At 74.4% G+C, this 17,061-nt stretch carries 13 protein-coding genes; 7 read left to right on the forward strand and 6 right to left on the reverse strand.

Annotation, left to right across the window (positions count from 1 at the left end; genetic code table 11):
• The first annotated feature begins 17 nt into the window (after nt 1-17).
• On the forward strand, nt 18-1,655 hold the full coding sequence (locus ACFU74_RS05300; protein WP_380752005.1) for a substrate-binding domain-containing protein: 1,638 nt from the start codon (nt 18-20) through the stop codon (nt 1,653-1,655).
• Complete coding sequence (locus tag ACFU74_RS05305; protein ID WP_380752008.1) at nt 1,642-2,211, forward strand: hypothetical protein; 570 nt, start codon at nt 1,642-1,644, stop codon at nt 2,209-2,211. Before ACFU74_RS05300 ends, ACFU74_RS05305 begins: the two co-directional genes overlap by 14 nt.
• Nucleotides 2,212-2,266: 55 nt before the next feature.
• Here ACFU74_RS05305 and ACFU74_RS05310 read toward each other — a convergent pair whose 3' ends face one another.
• On the reverse strand, nt 2,267-5,401 hold the full coding sequence (locus ACFU74_RS05310; protein WP_380752011.1) for an AAA family ATPase: 3,135 nt from the start codon (nt 5,399-5,401) through the stop codon (nt 2,267-2,269).
• 616 nt (nt 5,402-6,017) lie between these two features.
• Here ACFU74_RS05310 and ACFU74_RS05315 point away from each other — a divergent pair.
• The 3 genes from ACFU74_RS05315 to ACFU74_RS05325 all read left to right on the forward strand — a co-directional run bounded on the left by ACFU74_RS05315 (nt 6,018) and on the right by ACFU74_RS05325 (nt 9,317).
• Nucleotides 6,018-6,734 (forward strand): LuxR C-terminal-related transcriptional regulator, encoded by a 717-nt coding sequence (locus tag ACFU74_RS05315; protein ID WP_380752155.1) that lies wholly within the window; start codon nt 6,018-6,020, stop codon nt 6,732-6,734.
• A gap of 193 nt (nt 6,735-6,927) precedes the next feature.
• Nucleotides 6,928-8,754, forward strand: coding sequence for a bifunctional metallophosphatase/5'-nucleotidase (locus ACFU74_RS05320; protein ID WP_380752014.1), 1,827 nt, complete (start codon nt 6,928-6,930; stop codon nt 8,752-8,754).
• Nucleotides 8,755-8,849: 95 nt separating this feature from the next.
• Complete coding sequence (locus ACFU74_RS05325) at nt 8,850-9,317, forward strand: hypothetical protein (RefSeq protein ID WP_380752017.1); 468 nt, start codon at nt 8,850-8,852, stop codon at nt 9,315-9,317.
• A gap of 5 nt (nt 9,318-9,322) precedes the next feature.
• On the opposite strand, the gene ACFU74_RS05330 is transcribed toward ACFU74_RS05325, so the two are convergent.
• Nucleotides 9,323-10,294 (reverse strand): BtrH N-terminal domain-containing protein, encoded by a 972-nt coding sequence (locus tag ACFU74_RS05330; RefSeq protein ID WP_380752020.1) that lies wholly within the window; start codon nt 10,292-10,294, stop codon nt 9,323-9,325.
• Nucleotides 10,291-11,157, reverse strand: coding sequence for a MerR family transcriptional regulator (locus ACFU74_RS05335; RefSeq protein ID WP_380752022.1), 867 nt, complete (start codon nt 11,155-11,157; stop codon nt 10,291-10,293). The genes ACFU74_RS05330 and ACFU74_RS05335 overlap by 4 nt, the downstream gene beginning before the upstream one ends.
• A gap of 184 nt (nt 11,158-11,341) precedes the next feature.
• Here ACFU74_RS05335 and ACFU74_RS05340 point away from each other — a divergent pair, with 184 nt between their 5' ends.
• Together ACFU74_RS05340 and ACFU74_RS05345 are read left to right on the forward strand one after the other, a co-directional pair.
• Nucleotides 11,342-12,268 (forward strand): NADP-dependent oxidoreductase, encoded by a 927-nt coding sequence (locus ACFU74_RS05340; protein WP_380752024.1) that lies wholly within the window; start codon nt 11,342-11,344, stop codon nt 12,266-12,268.
• A 46-nt stretch (nt 12,269-12,314) separates the two neighbouring features.
• A complete protein-coding gene (locus ACFU74_RS05345) occupies nt 12,315-13,244 on the forward strand; it encodes an AraC family transcriptional regulator (RefSeq protein WP_380752027.1) in 930 nt (309 codons plus the stop codon).
• A 101-nt stretch (nt 13,245-13,345) separates the two neighbouring features.
• Here ACFU74_RS05345 and ACFU74_RS05350 read toward each other — a convergent pair whose 3' ends face one another.
• The 3 genes from ACFU74_RS05350 to ACFU74_RS05360 form a co-directional block, all read right to left on the reverse strand.
• Nucleotides 13,346-14,200, reverse strand: a complete 855-nt coding sequence (locus ACFU74_RS05350) for an SAM-dependent methyltransferase (RefSeq protein WP_380752030.1) — start codon at nt 14,198-14,200, stop codon at nt 13,346-13,348.
• A 163-nt stretch (nt 14,201-14,363) separates the two neighbouring features.
• Nucleotides 14,364-15,821 (reverse strand): aldehyde dehydrogenase family protein, encoded by a 1,458-nt coding sequence (locus tag ACFU74_RS05355; RefSeq protein ID WP_380752033.1) that lies wholly within the window; start codon nt 15,819-15,821, stop codon nt 14,364-14,366.
• A gap of 87 nt (nt 15,822-15,908) precedes the next feature.
• On the reverse strand, nt 15,909-16,775 hold the full coding sequence (locus tag ACFU74_RS05360) for a helix-turn-helix domain-containing protein (protein WP_380752036.1): 867 nt from the start codon (nt 16,773-16,775) through the stop codon (nt 15,909-15,911).
• Between the last annotated feature and the right edge of the window lie 286 nt (nt 16,776-17,061).

Here is a 17,061-nt window from a genome sequence, read left to right on the forward strand (position 1 = left end):
GGACGGGAGCGAGCAGGATGCGCAAGAGCGGTGTTCGAGGCCTGGCCGTCGGGCTGGCCCTGCTGGTGGCGACGGTGACGGCGTGCACGTCCTCGCCCGCGCCGGCCCCGCCGAAGCCGAGCGACCCGCCGGCGCCGAGCGCGCAGCCGGGGGTGCTGAGGGTGCTGGCCGGCAGTGAACTCCAGGACATGGCGCCGGTGCTGGAGGAGGCCCAGAAGGCCACCGGGGTGACGGTGCAGTTCGCCTGGACGGGGTCGCTGGACGGGGCGGACGCGGTGTCCTCGGGCAAGGCGGACGGGAAGTACGACGCGATCTGGTTCCCGTCGAACCAGTATCTGCACCTGGACGAGGGGAGCAAGTCGAAGCTGCTGTCCGAGACGCCGGTGATGGCCTCCCCGGTCGCCTTCGGCATCCGCTCCTCGGTGCTCGACGACTTGGCGTGGGGCGACGGTTCGAAGGTGACCTGGGGCAATCTGGCGGAGGCCGCGACGTCCGGGAAGCTGGCGTACGGGATGGCGGACCCGTCGCGGTCGAACTCGGGCTTCTCCGCGCTGGTGGCGGTGGCCTCGGCGTTCTCGGGGGCGACCTCGGCGCTGACCGAGGCGGACGTGCAGAAGGCGACGCCGCAGCTGAAGCAGTTCTTCGCCGGGCAGAAGCTGACCTCGGGCTCCTCGGGCTGGCTGGCGCAGGCGTACACCCGGGCCGAGCAGGGCTCGGTCGGGGCACTGGTGAACTACGAGTCGGTGCTGCTGTCGTTGAACAAGACGCTGACGCCCGAGCAGCAGCTCACCGTGGTCCGTCCGACCGACGGTGTGATCTCGGCGAACTACCCGCTGACCCTGCTGAATTCTTCGCAGCAGCGGGAGCGCGAGTCGTTCCAGCGGCTGACCGCCTACCTGCTGAAGGAGGACGTGCAGAAGCGGATCTCGGACCTGACGCTGCGCCGGCCGGTGACGCCCGGCTCGGTTCCGGCGGCGGGGCTGCCGAAGGACCGGCTGCGCGAGCTGCCGTTCCCGGGCACCAGGACGGTGGCGGACGGTCTGCTGTCCACGTACCAGAACGAGCTGCGCCGGCCCTCGCGGACGGTGTACGTGCTGGACACCTCGGGCTCGATGACCGGGTCGCGGCTGTCGTCCTTGAAGTCGGCGATGGGGCGGTTGACGGGTACGGACGACAGCCGGGGGGTGCGGCGGTTCCGGGACCGCGAGGAGGTCACGCTGATCTCGTTCGCGTCGAAGGTGAAGTCGACGAAGACCCACTCGGTGCCGTCCGGTGCGGGCGCGCAGCAGGAGTTGAAGGCGATCGACGGTGACGTGCAGGCGCTGACGGCGGACGGCGGGACGGCGGTGTACTCCTCGCTGCAGGAGGCGTACCGGGTGATCGAGCGGCAGCAGTCGGCGGCGAAGGACGACCGTTTCACCTCGATCGTGCTGATGACGGACGGGGAGAGCAACGAGGGGGCGTCGGACAAGGACTTCCGGGCCTTCTACGACGGGCTGCCGGCGGAGCGGAAGTCGGTGCCGGTGTTCCCGATCCTGTTCGGTGACGCGGCGAAGGGGCAGTTGCAGGGGATCGCGGACCTGACCGGCGGCAAGCTGTTCGACGGGACGGGTTCGCTGGACGGGGCGTTCGAGGAGATCCGTGGCTACCAGTAATGGTGGCGGCGGGTCCGGCAACCGGTTCTGGGCCTACCTGACCTCCACCCGCTTCTCCGTCGCCGGAGGAGCGGGTGTGGCCACGGGGGCGACGGCCTACTTCCTCCAGGCGCCGCCGGCGATGTGGCTGCTGATCGCGGTGGGGTCGTACGTCGCGACGGTGGCCCTGTGGCGGAAGCCGCCGCCGGTCGACCCGCGGCGGAAGCCGCACGCGGTCGCACCGGTCGCACCGGTCGAGCCGGTCGAGCCGGTCGAGGGCGAGGAGGTCCCGCCGGTCCTCCCGCCGCGGTTGTGGCCGCAGTTGGAGGAGCTGGCGTCGTTCGTGGGTTCGGCGCCGCTGCCGGCGTCGGCGAATGTGCCGGGGCTGCTGGTGCGGCTGCGCACGGCCGGTCCGGGTCCGACCACGGAGCCGATCGTGCAGCGGCGGCTGCCGCTGGCGGTGGACGGCTACCTGCGGGCGCTGACCTGGCAGCCGTGGGTGCCGGACGGCGCCGATCCGGCGGCCGAACTGGCCCGGGCGGTGGACGAGATGGCGGCCCTGGTCCCGGCGTCCTGACGGCCCGCACCGAGCACCTGGCCGGCCCCGGTCCTTCCGACCGGGGCCGGCTTCGTCATGCCTCCAGGGCGCCGGACAGTTCGACCCGGCGGCGCACGCCCAGTTTGCGGAAGCTGTTGGTGAGGTGGGTCTCCACCGTGCGGACCGCCAGGTGGAGCATGGCGGCGATCTCGGCGTTGGAGTGCCCGGCGGCGGCGAGGCGGCAGATGCGCAGTTCGCTGTCGGTGAGCGCTTCGGCGCCGGCGTGGTCGGCGCGGGCGATGCGGGCGCCGGAGGCGCGCAGCAGTTCCATGGCGGCGGCCCGGTGGCGGACGGCGCCGAGGCGTTCGGCGCGGCCGGCGGCCTCGCGCAGGGCGCGGCGGGCGGCGCCGCGCCGGCCGCCGTCGCCGAGCAGGCGGCCGAAGGTGATGAGGGCGGGGATGAGTTCGGTGTCGATCTCGGCGGTGCGCAGCAGGTCGACGGCTTCGGCGGCGAGGTCGAGGCCGTGGCGGCCGCCGGTGGCGGCGGCGAGGGTGCGCAGGGCTCGGCCGACGGTGCGGGGGGTGCCCCAGACGCGGGCGAGCCGCAGTTCCTCCTCGGCGAGGGTGACGGCGGGGCCGGGTTCGCCGAGTTGGAGGTGGCATTCGGCGGCGACGGAGCGCCAGGGGGTGACGATGGGGCTGTGGACCTGGCGTTCGCTCTGGCGGCGGCCGCATTCGAGGAGGTCGGTGAGGGCTTCGGCGGGTTCGCCGGAGGCGAGTCGGAGCAGGCCGCGGGCGTAGAGGTACTCGTTCCATTCCCAGGAGTCCTGGGCGCGGTCGGCGGCGACGGCGCGGGCGAGGCCGTGGGCCTGCCAGAGTCGGCCGGTCTCGACGAGGGCGATGACGCTCTGGGCGACGAGGTGGGCGTTCTGCTGGCCGAGGAGTTCGGCGTAGCGGCCGGGGGCGGTGTCCTCGGCGGGGGTGGCGGCGGTCCACCAGGAGGGGCCGGTGGTGGTGTGGGGGCGGCCGGGGGCGCCCCAGGTGCGGGTGCGGGGCAGTCCGGGTGTTCCCCAGGGGGTGGGTTGGAGGGCGGGGGCGGGCGGTTTGGTGGTGGGTGTCGCGGGGGCGGGGCCGGGGGCGGTGAGGGCGTAGTCGTCGAGCAGGGCCTGGTACTCGCCGCGCATGATCCTGGTTTCGGCGCGGACGCTGAGCAGGCACTGGTAGCCGGGGTCGAGGGGGCCGCCGCGGTAGTCGGCGAAGCCGCGGGCGACGATCTCGTCGGCCTGGTCGAGGTGGTCGGCCCATTGGGAGAGGGTGGCGAGGGAGACCAGCAGGTAGGAGCGGCAGAGCGGGTCGACGGGTGCGTCGTGGAGTTCGCGGATGCGTTCGGCGACCTCGGTGGCGGAGAGCAGGCCACTGGTGGCGTCGAATTCGGTGAGCAGGGAGAAGGCGGGCGGGGCGAGGCGGTGGGGGGTGCGGGTGGCGAGGCGTTGGACGCGTTCGACGACCTGGAGCCAGCTGCGGCCGTCGTGGGCGGCGATCTGGGCGGTGGCGGCCTGGACGGCGTGGAGGACGTCCTCCTGGTCGGCGAAGCGGTGGGCGAGCTCGTCCATGAGTTCGAGGGCGGCGGCGGTGTCGCCGCGGGTGGCGAGGACGGCGCCGAGGGTGTTGGCGGCACGGAAGACGCCTTCGTCGGTCTGCTGGAGGTGGACGGCTTCGGCGAGGTGGCGCAGGCCGACGGTGCGTTCGGCGGGGCCGAGGGTGACTTCGAGGCTGCCGATTTCGGTGAGCAGCAGGCCGCGCTGGCGGTCGGTGAGGGGTTCGGCGAGGACGCGGCGCAGCAGGGCGGCGGCGTCGGCGGGGTGGTCGTCCTCGGCGGCCCTGCGGGCGGCGCGGCGCAGGGTGTCGGCGGCCCAGCGGGGGGTGGGGGCGGGGGTGAGCAGGAGGTGGCCGGCGACGGTTTCGTCGGGGGCGCCGGTGCGGTGGAGGTGTTCGGCGGCGGCGAGGTGGACTTCGGCGCGGTGGCCGGGGGCGTGGCCCCTGAGGACGGCGTCGGCGAGCAGGGGGTGGGCGAAGCGGGGCCAGTGGCCGGGGCGGTGGGTGTCGAGGAGGCGGTGGAGGGTGAGGTGGGCGAGCCAGCCGGCGAGCCGGCCGGGGTCGGCGGCGGTGAGTTCGGCGAGCAGCGGGACGGGGTCGAGGACCGGGGTTCCGGGGGCGGGGGCGGTCTCGGCGGCGGGGTGTTCGCGCATCCGGGCGAGGACGCGGGCGGCGGTGACGGCGCGGTCGCCTGCGCCGTGCAGCCAGGCGTCGACGGCTTCGGCGAAGGCTCCGCCGGGCAGGGCGCCGCAGCGCTCGGGCAGGGCGGCGGGCAGTTCGGTCGGGTGGGCCGTCGGGTGGATCGTCGGGTGGGTCGGGGGCTGGGCCGTCGGGTGGGCCGGGGGCTGGGCGGCCGTGGGGATGGCGGCGGAGATGGCGTCGGTCCCGGCCGCCGTGAGGTCGGCGAGCAGCGCGGTGAGCAGCAGCGGGTTGCCGCCGCTGGCGCGGGCGCAGTCGGCGGCGAGCCCGGGGGGAGCGTCGGTTCCGAGGTGGCGGCGGGCGATCCGGACGGCGGCGGGGGTGCCGAGCGGGGCGAGGCGCAGGGTGGTGGCGAGGTCGGGGGTGAGGTCGCGGGTGAAGCGGCCGGGCGGGGTGTCGAGGGTGGCCTGGCGGTGTTCGGTGGCGATCAGCAGGGCGGGCAGCCGGTCGATGCGGCGGGCGACCTGGCGCAGCCAGCGGCGGGAGGGCTCGTCGGCGAGGTGGATGTCGTCGAGGGCGAGCAGCAGCGGGTGGCGGGTGCCGTGCAGGCGCAGCAGGGACCAGAGGGTGGCCTCGGCGGTGTCGGGGTCGGTGGCGCCGACGGAGTGGGCGCCGACGGGGTGGGCGGCGGGGGCGGGGCCGGCGGGGGTGCGGCCGTAGGGGCCGGCCGGGGTGGGGCCGGTGTCGAAGAGCTGGCGGGCGGCCGCGTAGGGGGTGGCGGTCTCCTCGGCGGAGCAGCGGGCGCGCAGCACGGTGGTGCCGTCGGCGGCGGCGCGGCGGGCGGCTTCGGCGAGCAGCGCGGTGCGGCCGGTGCCGGTGGCGCCGGTGATCAGCAGGACGTGGCCGGTCCCGTGGCGGGCGGCGTCGGCCCGGTCGGCGATCTGCCGGAGTTCCGGTTCGCGTTCCACGAGGTGGGTGGACGTGGTGGTGCTCATCCCCGGTTTCCCCTCTCTCCCCTTCTGCCCTTCCCGGCCGCCTGCCGGTGTCCGATCGGGCAGTATCCGCCGTTGTACCGGGTAAACGGCTTGACGTGCCAACCACGCGTTACCGGTGAGTCCGGTTCTCGCCGTGGCGCGATGGACCGCGGTGGACTCGTGGGTTTCCGCGGTTCGGCCCGGACGGGCCGATTCCGGTTGCCGTGAGGGCAGGTCCGTCACCCGTAGGACCACCGGGGGCGGCCCGAGCGTTGCCCCCGCCGATCGGCGGGGACTGCCCGGCGGGCCCGATCTCGTGGTGGACCACGATGGCCGGGGACCTGCCCGGGCGGGAAGCATGGTGGCAGTTTCCGGGGCATGGGCAGCGCTCCCGGATCGCCGTCGAAACGGCCGGCCGTCCCGGGTGGGGCGTACCGCCCCGAGGTTCGGGGTCCGCCGGGTGGCCGGGCCGGCTTCTCCCAGGAGGGGGCCAGATTTGACTGTTCTGCACACCGAGTACGACCGCCGTGGTTCGGCGGTCCGGGCTTCGGCGCCCGCCGCGCGCGCGGTCCCGCCGCAGCGCCCGGTGGCGTCCCGTGCGGTCGCCGGGACCGGGCACGTGTCGGGCACGGCCGCGGTGGCGGCCACCCATCCGCCGGTGTCCGCCGCCGTGGCGGCCCGCGCCACGGCGGGGGCCGGGCGGCCGGTCGCCGCCGCGGCGGCCCGCAGCTCGACGGTGCCGGTCGCCGTCCAGGCCGCCGACCCGCTCTCCCGGGCGGGTGCGGAGGCTCAGCTGCGCCGCTTCCCGGGGATCGCCGTGGTGGACCCCGCGGGGGCGGCCACGCCGGGCACGGTCACGGTGCTGGTCGCCGAGTCCGCCGACGCGGCCGCGACGGCGGCGCTGCGCCGACTGGTGCGCGGCGGCGGCCAGCGGGTGGTCCTGGTGGTCGAGCGGCTGCGCGAGAGCGAGCTGATGGAGGCCGTCGAGTGCGGGGTCGCGGCGATCCTGTGGCGCCGGGAGGCGACGCCGGAGCGGCTGGGGCGTGCGGTGCTGGCCGCGGCCCGGGGCGAGGGCGACCTGCCGGCGGATCTGCAGGGGCGGCTGATCGCCCAGGTGGGCCGCCTCCAGCGGTCCGTGCAGGGCCTGCCGGGCCAGGCTCCGGCGGGCCTGTCGGAGCGGGAGTCGGACGTGCTGCGGCTGGTCGCGGAGGGGTGGGACACCGGGGAGATCGCGGCCCGGCTGTCCTACTCGGAGCGGACCGTCAAGAACGTGCTGCACGGTCTGACCACCCGTCTCCAGCTGCGCAACCGGGCGCACGCGGTCGCCCATGCGGTTCGTGAGGGGTACATCTAGGTCCCCCGTCCGAGCGGGCAGGTGCGGCACTCCGCACCTGCCCGCTCGCGTCATGAACGAGTCGCCAAGATCTCATCTGCCGGAAAGGTCTGGGGGCTACCCACCGGGGTGACCGTGCGGGCACACTTCTACGCGCGTACTTCTACGCGCGTCACCGAGCTCCGCTCCGCAGTCCCAACGGGAGAGTCGCCCCATGCCCCTGAACCGCCGTGACTTCGTCACCCGGTCCGCCGCCACCGCCGCCGGCGCCGCCCTCGCGAGCGGCGCCGGCCTCGCCGCCGCCACCCCCGCCGCGGCGGCCGGACCGGACGAGGCCCGCACCAAGGGCCGGGCCAAGCGTCAGGCCTTCACCGTGATGGGCACCACCGACCTGCACGGCCGGGTGCTCAACTGGGACTACTTCACCGACGCGGTCTACGCCGACAAGGCGCACAACGAGGTCGGCCTCGCCAAGATCTCCACGCTCGCCAAGCAGGTCCGCGAGGAGAAGGGCTGGGACCGCTGCCTGCTCATCGACGCCGGTGACACCATCCAGGGCACCCAGCTGACGTACTACTACGCCCGCGTCGAGCCGATCGCCACCGAGGCCGACACCGCACCCGAGCACCCGATGGCGCTCGCCATGAACACCATGGAGTACACCGCCGCCGCGCTCGGCAACCACGAGTTCAACTACGGCATCGACACCCTGCGCGCCTACGAGGAGCAGCTGGACTTCCCGCTGCTGGGCGCCAACGCGCTGCACGCCCGCAACGACAGGCCGGCCTTCCCGCCGTACGTGATCCGCAAGCTGAAGCTGGGCAACGGCCCGGCCCTCAGGGTCGGCATCGTCGGCCTGACCAACCCGGGCATCGCGATCTGGGACAAGGCCAACGTCGCCGGGAAGATGACCTTCCCCGGCATCGTCGAGACCGCGAAGACCTGGGTACCGAAGGTCAGGGCCGCCGGCGCGGACGTCGTCGTGGTCGCCTGCCACTCCGGCACGGACGAGGCCACCTCCTACGGCGACCAGCTGCCCTGGCCGGAGAACGCCTCCGTGGCGCTGGCCGAGCAGGTGCCGGGCATCGACGCCGTCCTGGTGGGCCACGCGCACAAGGAGATCGCGCAGCGCCTGGTCGTCAACAAGGAGACCGGGAAGACGGTCGTGCTCTCCGAGCCGCTGTGCTGGGGCCAGCGCCTGACCTGCTTCGACTTCGAGGTCGAGTTCGACCGGGGCGCCTGGAAGGTCGTCTCGCTCTCCTCCCGGGTGCTGAACTCCAACACCGTCCCGGAGGACCCGGAGATCGTCGGCCTGATGGCCGACCAGCACAAGAAGGTCGTCGCCTACGTCAACCAGGTCATCGGCACCGCCAGGACCGAGCTGTCCATCGCCGAGGCGCCGTTCCGGGACACCCCGATCATCGACCTCATCGGCCGGGTCCAGGCCGACGTGGTGCGCGCCGCGCTGGCCGGCGGCCAGTACGCCGGGCTGCCGGTGCTCGCCCAGGCCGCACCGTTCAACCGCACCGCGCGGATCCCGGCCGGCCAGGTCAAGCTGCGCGACGCGGCCGGCCTGTACATCTACGAGAACACCCTGGAGGCCCGCATCCTGACGGGTGCCCAGATCAAGGACTACCTGGAGTTCTCGGCGAAGTACTACGCGCAGCTCGCCCCGGGCGCGCCGGTCGACCGGGCCACCCTGACCAACGCGCAGAACACCCCGGACTACAACTACGACGCGGTGTACGGCGTCTCGTACGACATCGACATCGCCCAGCCGGTCGGCTCGCGGATCGTCGGCCTGTCCTTCGAGGGCCGGCCGATCGACCCGGACGCCCGGTTCGTCCTCGCGGTCAACAACTACCGCGCCAACGGCGGCGGCAACTTCCCGCACGTCGCGGCGGCCCAGCTGGTGTGGGCCAACTCGGACGAGATCCGCAACGCGATGATCGCGTGGGTGAAGGAGAAGGGCGTCATCGACCCGGCGGACTTCTTCACCGAGTCCTGGCGCCTGGTCCGGGCCGGCCGGCCGGTCTTCTGACCGCACCCACCCCAGTACCGCAGCACCACCGGAACAGCCCCGGGCCCGCACCCCGGGGCTGTTCCCTGCCGCCCGGCCCCGGTAGCGTGCCCGGCATGGCAGCGAACCCCCCGGACCCCGGCCCCACCCACCCGGGCCGGCTGCGCCCGGTCGCGGCCTGGGCACTGGACGGCCGCCCGCCGCGCGGGGTGCCGGGCGCGTTCGGCGAACCGTGCGCCCGGGTCGGGCGGGACCTGCTGCGGGCGCCCGGGTCCGGGGTTCCGCCGACGGGCCTGCGCTGGGACCTCTCGGTGGACACCCCGTCCGGATTCATGCTCGGACTGGCCACGGGCACCCTCCGGTTCGCCCTGCCCGCCGACCCCGCACTGCCCTCCGGGCAGCTCACCGCCTGGGTGGCCGAGATCGTCCAGGACCACCTGGCCGGCTACGAGTTCTTCCAGTGGCCGGCCTGCCCGGGGCACCCGCACCTCCTGAAGCCCGTCCTCACGGCCGGCGAGGCCCGCTGGTGCTGCCCGGCCGACGGACACGAGCGGGGACCCATCGGCGGCCTGGCCGCCGGCTGACCCGGTCACCCCAGCCGGATCAACTCCCCCATCGCCTCGCGCTCGATCCGGGCCAGCCCGTCCAACAGACGGCCGGCCCGCTCCAGCGGCGCGGCGTCCCCGCGCTCCCCCGCCGCGGCGACCAGTTCGGCCACCTCGCTCCAACCCGCCGCCGCCTCGGCGTAGCGGTCGCGGGCCGCGCGGACCCGGGGGTCGTCGAGCAGTTCGGCGCACTCGCCGAGGAAGTCCCGGTAGAGGTTGCGGAACAGCGCGCCTCCGGTCCCGGCCAGCTCCATCAGCCGGGCCGCCTGCGGGAGTTGGCGCTCCGGCTGCTCGGCGCGGGCCAGCCAGCCGGGCACCAGGCCGGCCGCCTTGGCGATCCCCCGGTGGCCGAGGTTGGCGATCGGCGGGTGCAGGAAGGCCGCCGCGCACTCGGCCATCGCCGGGGCCACCAGGGCCCGCAGGTCCGGGAGTTCGCCGCGCAGGGCGAGGGTGAAGGAGCGGTTGCGGGCGGTCATCGGGCCGCGTTCGGCGCGCGCCGCCGCGAGCGAGGCCAGGCTGGTGGTGACCGCGCCGCCCTGCTGCTCGGTGTCCACCAGGCGGGCGTTCCCGGCGTCGTAGCCCTCCATCGCGACCACGTGCCCGCCGAAGTGCACCTTGGAGGTGAAGTACTCCAGGTGGTAGCTGTCGAGCTGGAGCCCGACCGGGCGCCCGGCGTCCAGCTCGTCGGCCACGTTCTGCCACGCCCGCCGGGCGGAGGCGGTCTCCCGGACGTCCAGCTCCAGGCCGAGCCGGGCGGCCAGGGCGCGGGTCAGCTCGAACGGCTTGACCCGGCCGCCGAGGAACGGGAAGTCCATTCCCCTGCCGTCCCAGTAGACGAACGACAGCCCGGCCCCGAGCCCGAACAGCATCGGCTCGGACAGCTCGACGCCCTCGTGGCGCAGCAGCACGCCCAGCGCCGTCGTCTCGCAGTGCTTCCCGCCGCGCGGCTCCGTCATGCCGCCTCCTCCGTCCGCTCCTCGACCCGGACCACCAGCCGGGTCGTCCACTCCTCCGCCGGGGCCTCCCCCGGCCCGACCAGGTACGCCTCCCGCACCGGCGCCAGCGGCCGCAGCCCGCGCTCGTGCACGGCGGCCAGCAGCGCGTGGTAGGCGAGCGGCAGTTGGACGTACGGGCCGTGGTGCACCGTCGCCACCACCGGCCCGCCGGGCAGCACCGCGCGCTCCAGGCCGGCAGGCGGCGCGTCCGCCCCGTCCGCCGCACCCGCTGCGCCCTCCGGCCCCGTCGTCTCGGCGCCGACCGCGATCCGCATGCCCTCCGCGAGGTCCAGCGGGAACAGCCCCCACAGCGGGGGCCGCCACGGCGTGCCGTCCAGGCCCGCCAGCAGCCGTCCGACGCACCCGCCGATCCGCTGCGCCAGCTCGCCCGGCCCGGCCACCGCCCGCACCACGGCGAGCCGGCGTCCCGGCTCCCGGCCGGTGGTGATCTCGTACCCAGGCAGCCCGCCGCCGTCCGCGAGGCGCTCCAGCAGCTCCAGGCGGGCCCGGTCGCGGGTGATCCGCTCGGCGACCCGGTCGCGTTCGGCGCGCAGCAGCCGGGCCCGCTCCGCCTCGGTGGCCGCCAGGGTCGCGCCGATCACCGCGAGCGGCACGTCGAGTTCGCGCAGCAGGGCGACGGTGAGCGCGTCGCGGGCCTGGTCCGGGGCGTAGTAGCGGTACCCGGTGGCGGGGTCGACCCGGGCCGGGGTGAGCAGGCCGGTGTCGTCGTAGTGGCGGAGCTGTTTGACGCTCAGCCGGCAGAGGCGGGCGAAGCGCCCGATGGTGAGGAGGTCGTCCCGCAGGACGTCGTCTGGGTCTCGCACGGCCCCATCGTGGACCCTCCCGCCGTGGGAGGGTCCACCGCGCCCGGATTTCGCGGCCGAGGCGGCCGGCCGGCGAGACGCTGGGACATCTTCCCGAGACAGCGGGATATTCAGCCGCGCGCGGAGCGCTCCTACCGTTGATCACGTCACCGAGAGCACGGTCTTCCCCAGAAGGAGCGGTCCCATGCGCGCAGTCACCCAGAAGTCCTTCGGCGGCCCGGAGGTCCTGGAGGTCGTCGAGGTCGAGCGGCCCACCCCGCTCGGCGGCGAGGTCCTCGTCCGGGTCCACGCCAGCGGCGTCAACCCGGTGGACGCGGCGGTGCGCGCCGGCGTCTTCCCGCTGCTCGGCGAGCCGCCGTTCGGGGTCGGCTGGGACATCTCCGGCGTGGTCGAGCAGGCCGGCCCCGGCGCCCGGTTCAAGGCCGGCGACGAGGTGTTCGGGATGCCCTTCTTCCCGCGCGCCGCCACCGGCTACGCCGAGTACGTGGCGGTGCCCTCCCGCCAGGTGGCGCGCAAGCCCGCCTCGCTGGACCACGTGCAGGCCGCCGCGCTGCCGCTGGCCGCGCTCACCGCCTGGCAGGGCCTGGTGGACGCGGCGCGGCTGTCCGAGGGCCAGCGGGTGCTGATCCACCGGGCGGCGGGCGGCGTCGGCCACCTCGCCGTGCAGATCGCCAAGGCCCGCGGCGCGCACGTGACGGCCCTGGCGAGCGCGCCGAAGCACGACTTCGTGCGCTCGCTGGGCGCCGACGAGGTGCTCGACTACCGCGAGGAGGGCTTCCTCGGTCGGGTCGGCCGGGTGGACGTGGTGTTCGACTCGTCCTCGCAGGGCGCCGCCTCGCTGGAGGTGCTGCCGGCGGGCGGCGTGCTGGTCTCGATCATGGAGCACTGGAACACCGGGCTGGCCGCCGAGGTCGAGGCCGCCGGGCGGCGGTTCGCGGGGATCTCGGTGGAGCCGGACTACGCCTCGCTGGAGGCGATCGCCCGGCTGGTCGACGAGGGCCGGATCCGTCCGCACATCGCCGGGACCTTCCCGCTGGAGGAGGCCGCCGAGGCGCACGCGCTGATCGCCACCGGCCGCACCCAGGGCAAGATCGTCCTGACCGTCGGCTGAGTTCCGTAGGGTTTCCCTGGGACGGCGCGGCGACCGAGGAGGGCACGTGGACATCCTGACCGAGGCACTGAGCTCGATGCGCACGGGGCAGCCCGCCTCCGTCCGCACCGAGGGGCGGGCCCCGTGGGGGCTGCGGCTGCCCCCGGTCGTCGGCGCCGGCTTCCACGTGGTGCTGTACGGGACGTGCTGGCTCGTGCCGCTGGAGGAGGGAGCCGCGCCGATCGCGCTCAGCCCGGGGGACGTGGTGTTCCTGCGCGACGGGCGCGGCCACGTCCTCGCCGACCGGCCGGGCACCCCCGCCGTCCTCGAACAGCCCTCCCAGTTCCGGCCGTCCCTGCCGATCGGCACCCTGTCGATCGGCGGCGAGGGGCCGCGCACCAGCCTGCTGTGCGGCAACTACCACCTCGACCAGTCCCGTCCGCACCCGCTGGTGTGGCAGCTGCCGGCGATCGTCCACCTGCAGACCCGGCACGGGCGGCACCCGGAGCTGAGCGCGGCGGTCCAGCTGCTCGGCGCCGAACTGGAGAACCCCCGGCTCGGTTCGGCCGGCATCGTCCCGGCGCTGATCGACTCGCTGCTGCTGTACATACTGCGGGCGTGGCTGGAGGAGCAGCCGCCCGGCGCCGCGGCCGGCTGGGCGGCGGCACTCGGCGACTCGGCGGTGGCCCCGGCGCTCGCCGCGATCCACGAGGCGCCGTCGACGGCGTGGACGGTGGAGTCGCTCGCCGCCCGGGCCGGCCTGTCCCGGGCGGCGTTCGCCCGCCGCTTCACCTCGCTGGTCGGCGAGCCGCCGATGGCCTATCTGACCCGCTGGCGGATGACCACGGCGGCCCGGCTGCTGCGCGAGTCGGAGGCGCCGCTGACCACCGTCGCCGCGAGGACCGGCTACGGCTCGGAGTACGCGTTCGCGAAGGCGTTCAAGCGCGAGTTCGGCCTGGCCCCGGGCGGCTACCGCCGCGAGGCCCGGGCGGCCTGAACCGTGGCCCGGAGCGGGACGTCGGCCCGGTCGCCCCTGCTGCGGCGTCAGCCGGTGCTCCCGCGCCGGCCCCTCCGCCGTCGGGCGCGACCCGAGAGAGCCTAGGGCTTCTCGGCGACGGCGGCCCAGATGCCGATCTGGGAGTCGGTGGGCTGCTCGGGGGTGTCGGGGCGCCAGAGGGGGGCGGTGACCAGGCCGGGGGCGGTGAGGGTGAGGCCGTCGAGGAAGCGCAGCACCTGGTCGCGGCTGCGCATGGTCAGCTGGGCGGAGGCGTTGCGGTAGACGGCGGGGCCGCGGCCGGCGTCGGCGGTCGGGGTGAAGTCGAGGGTGCCGTGGGAGAGGACGAGGCGGCTGCCGGGCGGCAGGGCGTCCACCAGGGTGCGCACGATGGCGTACGGGTCGTCCTGCTCGTCGATGAAGTGCAGGACGGCGACGAGCAGCAGCGCCACCGGCTCGCCGGAGTCCAGCGCCCGCCGGACCTCGGGGACGGCCAGGATCGCGGCCGGGTCGCGCAGGTCGGCCTGGACCACCGAGGTGCTCTCCGGGGTGGTGCCGCTCAGCAGGGCGCGGCCGTGCACCAGCACGATCGGGTCGTTGTCGAGGTAGACCACCCGGGCGTCCGGCCGCACCCGCTGGGCGACCTCGTGGGTGTTCCCCGCGCTGGGGATGCCGGTGCCGATGTCGACGAACCACCGGATGCCCTCCTCGGCGAGGTGCCGCACCGCGCGGCCGAGGAAGGCCCGGTTGGCCAGCGCGCTGAGCCGCACCATCGGGCTGATGGCGAGCACCTTCTCGGCGGCCTCGCGGTCGGCCGGGAAGTTGTCCTTGCCGCCGATGTAGTAGTCGTACATCCGGGCGGGGTGCGGGATCTCGGGGCGCAGGTCGGCGGGCGGACGCGCCTCGTCGTCCTCGCCACCCACGAGCCACTCCCGGCCGATGTCCTGAAACCCGGTCACCCCTGCCACCCCTTCGGTCCGTTCCGGTCACGCGCGGTCGAACACAGTCCCCCCGTGGTCCGACAGGCGCAGCATAGGGCAGCCCCGGCCGGCAAGTGGAACCCGGCCGTCCTCTCGGGCGCCGGGAAGGGGCGGGAGGGGACGGCCGGCACGGCTGGAACGGTCAGAACGGGAAGCGGCTGCGCCCGTGCTGGATCGAGATCCACTTCACCGTGGTGAACGCGTCGACCGTGGACTCGCCGTTCAGCCGGCCCACGCCCGAGTTCTTCTCGCCGCCGAAGGGCACCACCGGCTCGTCCGCGATGGTCCCGTCGTTGACGTGGATCATGCCGGTCTCGATCCGCTGCGCGACCCGCACGCCGCGCTCCACGTCGGCCGTGTGCACGGCGCCGCTGAGCCCGAAGGGCGTGTCGTTGGCGATCCGCACCGCCTCGTCCTCGCCGTCGAACGGCACGACCAGCACGACCGGCCCGAACAGCTCGCGCCGCAGGATCGGCGCGTCGGCCGGCAGGTCGCCGAGCACCACGGGCTCCATCAGGCTGCCGGTGGTGGTGCCGCGCAGCAGCGCGGTGGCACCGGCGGCGACCGCCTGGTCGACCTGCGCGGTGAGGGCGTCGGCCTGGACCGGGTTGATCAGCGGGCCGATGTGGGTGGCGGGGTCCCGGGGGTCGCCGACCTTGAGGGTGGCGACCTTGGCGACGAACTTCCGGGTGAACTCCTCGGCCACGGCGCGGTCGACCAGCACCCGGTTGGCGGCCATGCAGACCTGCCCCTGGTGCACGAAGCGGCTGAACACGGCCGCGTCCACCGCGTAGTCGACGTCGGCGTCGTCCAGCACGATCAGGGCGCTGTTGCCGCCGAGCTCCAGGACCGTCCGCTTGAAGTGCGAGGCCGCGACGGTGGCGACGTGCCGGCCGACCTTGTCGGAGCCGGTGAAGGAGATCACCTTGGGGATCGGGTGCTCGATGAACGCGTCGCCGATCTCGGCGATGTCGGTGACCACCACGTTCAGCAGGCCGGCCGGCAGGCCGGCCTCCTCGAAGACCTTGGCGATCAGGGTGCCGCCGACCACCGGGGTCTCCTGGTGCGGCTTGAGCACCACGCCGTTGCCGAGCGCCAGCGCCGGGGCGACGGCCTTCATCGACAGGAACAGCGGGAAGTTGAACGGGCTGATCACGCCGACGACGCCGACCGGCAGCCGGTAGAGCCGGTTCTCCTTGCCGTCCACCGGGGAGGGCAGCAGCCGGCCCTCGGCGCGCAGCGACAACTGCATGGCCTCGCGCAGCATGTCCTTGGTGAGCGACAGCTCGAACCAGGCCTTGACGGCGGTGCCGCCGAGCTCGGTCATGATGTCCCGGGTGATCTCCTGCTCGCGGTCCTCCAGGATCCGCAGCGCGCGCTCGAAGACCAGCCGGCGGGTGTAGGGGTTGGTGGCCGCCCATTCCTGCTGCGCCCGCGCCGCGGCCCGGTAGGCCTGGTCGACCTCCTCGACGGTGGCGACGGTGATCGCGGCGATCTTGTCGCCGGTGAAGGGGTCGACGTCGACGATGTCCCAGGAGCCGCTGCCCTCGCGCCACTCACCGTCGATGTACTGCAGCGCCAACTCGGAAAGGTACGACATCTGGTCCCTCTCATGCCTCCGGGAACGCACGAACACCGTCCGCTGTCGTTCGCGTCAGATCTGATCGGGGCTCATCGTACTTATCCGTCAGAGTTCTTGGCGTACGGAGCGAAGAAGTTCTCGTGTCCGCTCGGGGGAGAGGCTGTCCGCCACCAGTCCGTCCATCGCACCCGCGTACTCGGCGACCTCGGCCGACTTGTCCAGGTACAGGGCGGTGGTGAACTGCTCCAGGTACACGATGTCCGGCAGTTCCTGCTCGTCGAAGGCCAGCACCGAGAACGCCCCGCCCTCCGCGCGCAGTCCGCCGAAGCCCAGCGGCATGACCTGCAGCTCGACGTTCGGCAGCTCGGTCAGCTCCAGCAGCCGGTCGACCTGCGCCCGCATCAGCTCCGGCCCGCCCCAGGGGCGACGCAGCACGGCCTCGTCCAGGACGGCGACCAGCCGCGGCGCCCGGTCGGCGGTCAGCACCTCCTGGCGTTTGAGCCGCACCTGCACCCGCCGCTCGATCTCCGCCGGCTCGGTGACGTGCCCGCCGTGGGTGATCACCGCCCGCGCGTAGTCGGCGGTCTGCAGCAGCCCGTGGACGAACTGCACCTCGTAGCTGCGGATCTCGGTGGCGGCCTCCTCCAGGCCCAGGTAGTTCTGGAACCAGCCGGGCAGGACGTCCCCGTAGCCGTGCCACCAGGACGTCGCGTTGGCGGCCCGCACCAGCCCCAGCACCGAGGCCCGCTCCGGCTCGGCGTCGACGCCGTACAGCGTCAGCAGGTCGGCGACGTCGCGCTCCTTGAAGCCGACCCGGCCGAGCTCCATCCGGCTGATCTTCGACTCGGAGGCCCGGATCGAGTACCCGGCCTCCTCGCGGCTGACGCCCCGGGCCTCCCGGAGCCTTCGTAGTTGCGACCCCAGTAGCAGACGCCGCACGGTGGCACCACCACCCGCCTGAGTCGCACCCATCGCCTCAACCCTCCGCACCTCGCGCAGCCCCCCGGCCGTCGGCCGCAGTCTTCCATCAGGGACCGACAAACAACAGTCCTCGGAACGCCCTCGCGGAACCGCCGGCCCCCGCCGTGACCTCCCGGACGACCACCGTCCGGATACGCGCGGTAGCCGACCCGTAGCTCCCCGGAACGCACTCTAGCCCCCCGCCGTCGCCATGGACATCCCCAGCCCCCCGATGTCCGCCCGGAAGCCACAACTCGGCCGGAATCGACAACGGTTGACGCGACCCGGGCACACGGCC

The sequence above is a fragment of the Kitasatospora sp. NPDC057500 genome (assembly GCF_042802195.1).
Taxonomy (GTDB): domain Bacteria; phylum Actinomycetota; class Actinomycetes; order Streptomycetales; family Streptomycetaceae; genus Kitasatospora.